The 7,212-nt window shown below is 25.4% G+C and carries 4 protein-coding genes and 1 pseudogene; all 5 read right to left on the reverse strand.

Features of this window, described 5'->3' with window-relative positions:
- Positions 1-200: 200 nt before the first annotated feature.
- Positions 201-1,082, reverse strand: a pseudogene (locus NK213_RS18390) (family 1 glycosylhydrolase); the annotation flags it as partial.
- Between the two features lie 215 nt (positions 1,083-1,297).
- On the reverse strand, positions 1,298-4,231 hold the full coding sequence (locus NK213_RS18395) for an autotransporter outer membrane beta-barrel domain-containing protein (RefSeq protein WP_253351956.1): 2,934 nt from the start codon (positions 4,229-4,231) through the stop codon (positions 1,298-1,300).
- Positions 4,232-4,260: 29 nt separating this feature from the next.
- Positions 4,261-4,803, reverse strand: coding sequence for a TMEM175 family protein (locus NK213_RS18400; RefSeq protein WP_253351958.1), 543 nt, complete (start codon positions 4,801-4,803; stop codon positions 4,261-4,263).
- A 5-nt stretch (positions 4,804-4,808) separates the two neighbouring features.
- The gene (locus NK213_RS18405) at positions 4,809-5,789 is read right to left on the reverse strand and encodes an alpha/beta hydrolase (RefSeq protein WP_253351960.1); all 981 of its coding nucleotides are present in this window, start codon (positions 5,787-5,789) and stop codon (positions 4,809-4,811) included.
- 215 nt (positions 5,790-6,004) lie between these two features.
- Complete coding sequence (locus NK213_RS18410; protein WP_253351962.1) at positions 6,005-6,955, reverse strand: hypothetical protein; 951 nt, start codon at positions 6,953-6,955, stop codon at positions 6,005-6,007.
- Between the last annotated feature and the right edge of the window lie 257 nt (positions 6,956-7,212).

Below are 7,212 nucleotides of genomic sequence, written 5' to 3' on the forward strand. Positions count from 1 at the left end.
TAAAAATATTAATACATATACGTTTTTCATTTTATTTATTCCTTTCAAGTTTTCAGATAATGAAATACCAAAATTGATTTTTTTTAACAAAAAGTCTAAAATTAAATAGGCCAATTCAAATCTCGCATAAAATCATAATTTAAGGATAGATTTTTTATCATTTTTGTAGTGGTCAAGTTTTTTGTGTCCACTTTTTCATACTAATACCAATCCGCTAAATTTTCTGTTTCTGTGACTCTCCCTTTAGAGTTAAAAAGAACTCTTGTATAATTTGGTACTCCAACAAAATCACCAATTGTCCCCATTTCTTTTAGAAATCTTATATTAACTTCATTATAAAATTTTTCTCCATCATTATTAGGTTCTATATTTATAATATTTTGTAAAGATAAAGTGACTCCAACATTAATTGAGTTATCAATTTTTTTAATAGCTTTAAATGCTTCTTCGTGACTTTTAATAACATTTGAAATACTAATTTCATCACTAGCATTTGGGAAAAAAGGACAAAAATCGTCAACATTAACATCAAAATATTTTGCGGCCATTTTAGAAGAGGATTCAATAGCTTTTTTCGTGTCTCCTGAAAATAGACCATTAATGCTCAATTGTACTGGTGTATTAGCTTCATTTATGGTGCAAAAATGCTTTACTCTATCCCCTAGTTTTTCTACTACTACTTTTACATAGTTTGAAAATTTAGTTATAACTTCTTTGTTTTTCCATCCGCCTTTTGATATAAGCCAACGAGGACTAGTAAAATGATGAAGGGTTACAATCGGTATTATTCTTAATTCTATACACTTATCAATAATTTTTGAATAATGATTCAATTCTGCTTCTGAATAAAAGCCTTCAATTGGCTCGATTCTAGACCATTCAATACTAAATCTGAAACTATTAAATCCTAAAAATTTAAGTAGTAAAATATCCTGTTCGTATAGATGATAAAAATTACATGCATCGCCACTGTAATCTTTATACATTGTTCCTGGTATTTGTTCCATTAACCATGCATCTGAATTAATATTATTGCCTTCAACTTGGTGAGCAGCAACAGCAGCACCCCACATAAAATTATTTGGAAATACTTTTTTTTATGATTCATAATGAGCAAAACCTCCCGATAAATAAAATAGTTCTCTTTTTTAATTTAAAATACTTCCTCATTATATTGATATAAGATCATTTTTTTATTGAATTATTATACAAATTCTCTTCCTTTTGAAAATCTTACTCTTGTTTTATATTATATCATTCTTTAATTAAGAAGATATTTATAAATTATACCACAACATTAGTTATCTATATTTACTGTAAATCCTCCTGTTATAACTTGATTTTTATAATTTTCATTAAATCTGTAACTATAACCTAAATTGAAATTCACTCTATCATTTAAATTATAACTAGTATTTATATTTGCTGAAAATTCTCCATTTTCATATTTTAGTTCTTCCATTTTTAGTTTAATATAATCTGTTTCAAATTTTCTTTCTTTATGAAATGTATTTGTAAAATTATATCTATATTCAAAACCTAGATTCCATCTAAATTTACCTATATTTTCTTTGATTTTAAAGCCAACTGACCCAGTAAATCCTTCTCCGTTTGTATCATTAAGTTTCAAGGTTTCATATTCTGGAGATAAATCATATTGGAGTTCATTTTCATACAAACTAATATACTCTATCCCTATAAATGGAGAAAACTTTAAAATATTAAACGGATTATAATCATACGATGAAAATACTCCCGCTTTTAATATATGTGAATTATAAATTCCATTTTTATTTCCAAGCCCAAAAAACTCTGTAGTTATATCATGCCTATTTAATCCATATGAAATGAATCCATTTAAATTAAAATTATTAAAGTAATATTTTGTTATTAGATTTAGTCCATATGACTCTAAATTTTCTTTGCTATTTGAATTTAGTTTTTGTTTGCTTACGTTAATACTTTCATATTTTATACTACTTTTATTATAGCTTAATCCTAAAGATACTAAAAAATTATTGCTTAATTTATTTGTAATAATTCCGATAATTCCATTTGAATTTACATTATAATCATAATTATAATTGTAATCTGATCTATAATCTGAATTGAAACCAACACCTTGATAATTTATTTCAACATTTTGTTCTCCTATTTTTAAATCTTTTCCGTAATTTTCTATTGAATTTATCTGTTTTTCTGACAACGAATTAATGTTATCTAAATCTACTCTATTTCTAGGAAGTAAAATATTTAAAGGAACTTTACTTTTGTAATATAATTGGTCAACTAATAAGCTATTTCCTTCTCCTATTCTATCTCCTATAGTCATAGTTTTCCATGTGTACATATTTGCCGAATCTTTTACGTCCATAAATGGACTAAGAAAAAATAAATTTGGTATAATTACTTGATGATTTTTTATTGTTGCGATACTCTTAATTCTGAACTCTTTCAAGTCTGGATTGTTTTTTTCAAATTCATCAATTAAACTATTTGAAATAGAGTCTTTATTTTTTAAAATTATTTGACCTCCATTTAAATTAATTGAATTAGCTACTATTTTTCCAGTCTTTTCTGTTCCAGAAGCAGTAATTCCAGAATAGTCAACATCTATATATATGGTACCTTTTAACATTAAATTACCGGAAGCCCCATCTGCATCTTTAAAACTATAGCTTGAAGTCTTTAAATAAGCTGAATTAGTATAGTTAGATAAATCAGAAACTCCAAGATTAATAATACCATCAAGTAGAATATCACCAGCCACAACCAACTTTTCAAAATTAAATACAGATTCTACATTAATATTTCCAGTTCCTGATAAAATTAACTCATCTTCTCCCATTAGACCATCTATTTTACCAGTTATTAAAGTTCCAGAAGCTAATTCTAATGAATTTGATTCATTATTCATCTCAACTGCAATATTTTTAAAAGCTGATATAACACCTTTATTATAAAAATTTCCAGTTTCTATTTTTACCCCAGTGCCTTCAATTACATTTATAGTTCCAAGATTTTTTATCTCTCCAACGCTTACAGAATAAATTCCATAATTTTGAAAACCATTCACATTAATTATACCTTCATTATTAAATTCTTGATTATATATTTTTGTTGTATAAAAGTCTCTTCCTGCTCCGATATAAACGCCATAAGAATTTTGACCATTCACATTAATTATTCCATTATTTTTAAAATTTTGAGAATAAGTGTCTATTCCTTCATTATTTCTACCATTTAAAGTTATGGTACCGTTGTTTTCTAATAAAAAATCTTTATAACCTGCTATTCCTTTAGAATTATCAGAGTTAATTATAATTTCTCCATTATTTATTAAATTTATAAGATCTGTTGTATCGTTAAGAAAATGAATTCCTATACCTGCAGCATTATCTGAATTTATTTCTATTATTCCACTTTTATCATTTAAAATATTAACAAAAGAACTCATATTGCTATCATCTACTCCAATGCCAAATATATTAACTCCTTCATTTAGAGATCCTTGAACTATTGAGTGATTAATAGAAATTTTTCCATTATTAATAACATTAGCATTACCTTTAACTCCTATGCCGGCTATTCCATTTATACTATTTAAATTTTGAACATCTATATTTCCAAAATTTTTAACTGAACCGCTAGGATTTAAGAATTCTCCGTATATTCCAACAACAGATATCTCTTTAACTAAAAAATCTACTAGAGAAAAGTCACCAATTACATCTATCTTACCTTTATTAGTAAAATCTCCTTCCAAAAAATAGATAGCTGATATATCAGTAAAACCATTTGTAATTCCTGTTGAATCTTGTCTTATAATTATTGTTCCAGTTTCTGAATTTTCTGAATTAATTAATGATTCTCCGAATAACCCACCAACTACTCCAAAATAATTGTCTGTTCCATTAATTTCAATTTTATTGTTATTAATAAATCTAAAATTTGAATTTACAGAATTTATTCCGAATTGTCCATTGATATTAGTTTTTATAATACCATTGTTAATAAATGAATTATTTGGGTCACTATTAAAAATAAGATAAAATAAGGTGTCATTATCAAGCATTGTTCCGTTATTAGTTAAAGTAATTGATGAGTTATTATAATTATAAGTTTCATTTGTTATCTGACTATTTAATATTTCTGTATCTATATTGAAATATATGTTAGTAGATACTAAGATTTTTGATAAAAATAATAACAATAAGGCATATTTTTTCATTGTTTGAGTCCTCCTTACATTTATATAAACTATAACTTTACTTTTTTAAAAAGATAAACTAAAACAGGGAAAATCAATATTAATAAAAATACCGAGAAAGGAATGAAAAAACCAATAATTATTATGAAACAATATCTTATGATTAAGAAATTTATTTTTTTCTCGTAAAAAATTAGTTCTTGATTTTTTGATATTTTATAAACTTTAATTACTAATAATTTCAAAATAATTGTAGAAATTAAAATTGAAGTTCCGTATAAAAGTTCAGGATATTTATCAAAAGGAACTTTAATAACCCATTTTGTGAAAATAGGGATACAGGATAAAAAGAAAAGAAATAATCCATTATACCAAATCAAGTCATTAGTTAAAACTTTCATTTCTTTAAATAAAAAATAATGTTCTTTCCAAAAAACCATTATCACTGTGAAACTTGTTAGATATATAAAAAAAGAAATTAAAAATATTTTTAAGTCATGAACTAAATAACTTGTTGGTAGTTCTACGTTTAATAGCATTATTGTTAATACTATTGAAATTATACCATCACTTAGTGCTTTCAATCTATCCATTATAATCACTTCAGATGTTTTCTAAAAAAAATACTTATCATTTTATTAGCTTCAGAGCTTTCTTTAGATTGATCTCCTAAAAGAGTGAAGTCATGAAAATAGCCTCTCCAGATTATAATAGAGATATCAACACCTTGATCTTTAGCTTTTTTAGCATAATTGACACCATCTTCTCTCAATTCTTCCGCACCTCCAAAATGAATTTGCATAGGAGGAAGCTTTTCTAAATTTCCATAAACAGGAGATATATATTTGTTTTTTTTATCGAACTTCCCTGCGTAAAGATCTATAGTATTTTGTCTTTTATTTTCATATTTAATATTAACAAGAATAGTATTAGATAAATATATCGAACTTGTTTCCGATAAATCTGTTGCTGGTGAAGACAAGGCTACTGCTGTTGGCATTACAATGTTTTCATCTTTCAGTCTATTTAATAAAGCAAGAGTTAAATTTCCTCCTGCACTATCTCCGAAAATTCCAATTTTCTCAAATTTTTTATTTAATAAGAACTTGTAAATATTATAGACATCATTAAAACCATATGGAAAAGGATATTCGGGAGAAAGAGAGTATTCTATAACTAAAACATTATATCCTGAATTTTTAGATAAAATTAATCCCATATTTCTTGCTGAATCAAGATTTCCAAAAGTCCAAGAACCACCATGGATATAATATATTATTTTGTTTTTTGGAGCATTTGGAGCATATATCCATTCAACAGGAACATTATTAATCAATTCTCTTTTAACTCTATATCCTTTTGGAACTTCAAATGTTTCTTCTTTCTGTTTTCTCGCTTTTTCTAAATCTATTAAATTTCTTTTCATCAAATTAGTATAAAAATAATCGGTTGTATTAACTATATTATCTTCTCTTGTATCAGGCATATACTTTATAAAAGAATTATAAGAATTTTCTCCTAAAAGATTTGAAAAATTAAAAATTAAAAAAATTAAAATTATACTATTTACTTTTTTCATACTGAGTTACCTCCTTTTTTTGTAATTTTATCCAACTTCCTATACTCTGCTCACTTACGTCACATTCACGTGATAACTGCGTTATACTTTTTCCATTTTTATACAGTTCTTATTTACCGTATCTTTTTGTTCCTTTCATTTCGGACACCTGCCTTCTCTTAATTAGTTTATAAAATCAAGATAACTGTGCCCATTTTTTCATTCTAACACCAGATCTAATTTATTGTTATTTTTATACCAGACCTTAATTCTGTATTTCCAAAACCACTGTATGAATTTCCTTGGGAATCTTTTCCACGTTTTTGATCTATCATATCCCACTTTACATAAGGTTGTATTTCCATATTTTTATCATAAAATGGTAACTTACAACTAAAGATAAGTGTTGGTGTAATATTAAAATTATTTTCATATATACTATTCCCAGTTTCCTTTACATATTCATTTTCTAAGTCAATTCCTAATTTAAAACCAGAAAGACTTGGAGTTTGGTAACTAATAATTCCATAATAATCTAGATAAACAGTATTTTTTCCATCTGATTTTGTTTCCTTTAAATTAGTAGGTTTCCTATAATGATTTTGAATTTCTAAACTATAAACAATTGTTCCATATTCTCCAGTATATAAAAGCCCATCAAGATTCCAATCAAAATTTAATCCTATTCCTTCTGTACCAGAAGATTTATAATTTCTTAAGTAATTGTGAATATCATTGTAATAGACACCTTCAAAGGAAATACTTAAAATCTGATTTTTTTGAGGAAAATACATTTCTTTTGTTACTCCAAAATAAATTTCATTTCCGTGTCCAACTTTAGATAACGATTCATATTTCCAACCTAAACGCATTTCTAGATTAAAATTGTAAGGAAAAATTCCTTTTCCTAAATAAATATCACTGTCAACAGAATCTTTTGTCTTTTTACTTTCAGGACTAAAATAATCTTTTTTAGTTACATCAAAATAAAATTTTAATTCATTTGATAAATTATTTAATTCTAATAGTCCCTCTAACTCATTTCTCCATTCATTTTCAGTTAAATGAGTCCTATTTCTAAGACCTTCATGCCTACCTCTCCAATGAGAATCAATGGTTAATTCTTTAAAATTACTTAAAGCAGAAATATGAATTAAGAAAAACAAAAAACTTATTATTCTCAACATAATTATTTATCCTTTCATATAAAAATAATTTAATTTTTTAAATTAAGCAATAATCTTCTATTTTTTTATTTTCATCTTTTTTCAATAATTACAATATCATTATACTATAAAGACTTTGTATGTGCAATTTTTATTTTTAATCACTCGAGTCAATGTATTGCTATAGTAAAGTTGTAATGGTTGTTCTGGTATACTAAAGTTGAAACAGCAAGTGATAGTTTGATAAAATTAAATTATTAAAGGAGCTGTTTAAAAAT

The organism is Sebaldella sp. S0638 (assembly GCF_024158605.1).
Taxonomy (GTDB): domain Bacteria; phylum Fusobacteriota; class Fusobacteriia; order Fusobacteriales; family Leptotrichiaceae; genus Sebaldella.

Excerpts from the sequence above, each read along its gene's own strand:
- NK213_RS18395 (WP_253351956.1), bottom strand. The coding sequence starts at position 4,231 with ATGAAAAAATATGCCTTATTGTTATTATTTTTATCAAAAATCTTAGTA.
- NK213_RS18400 (WP_253351958.1), bottom strand. The coding sequence starts at position 4,803 with ATGGATAGATTGAAAGCACTAAGTGATGGTATAATTTCAATAGTATTA.
- NK213_RS18405 (WP_253351960.1), bottom strand. The coding sequence starts at position 5,789 with ATGAAAAAAGTAAATAGTATAATTTTAATTTTTTTAATTTTTAATTTT.
- NK213_RS18410 (WP_253351962.1), bottom strand. The coding sequence starts at position 6,955 with ATGTTGAGAATAATAAGTTTTTTGTTTTTCTTAATTCATATTTCTGCT.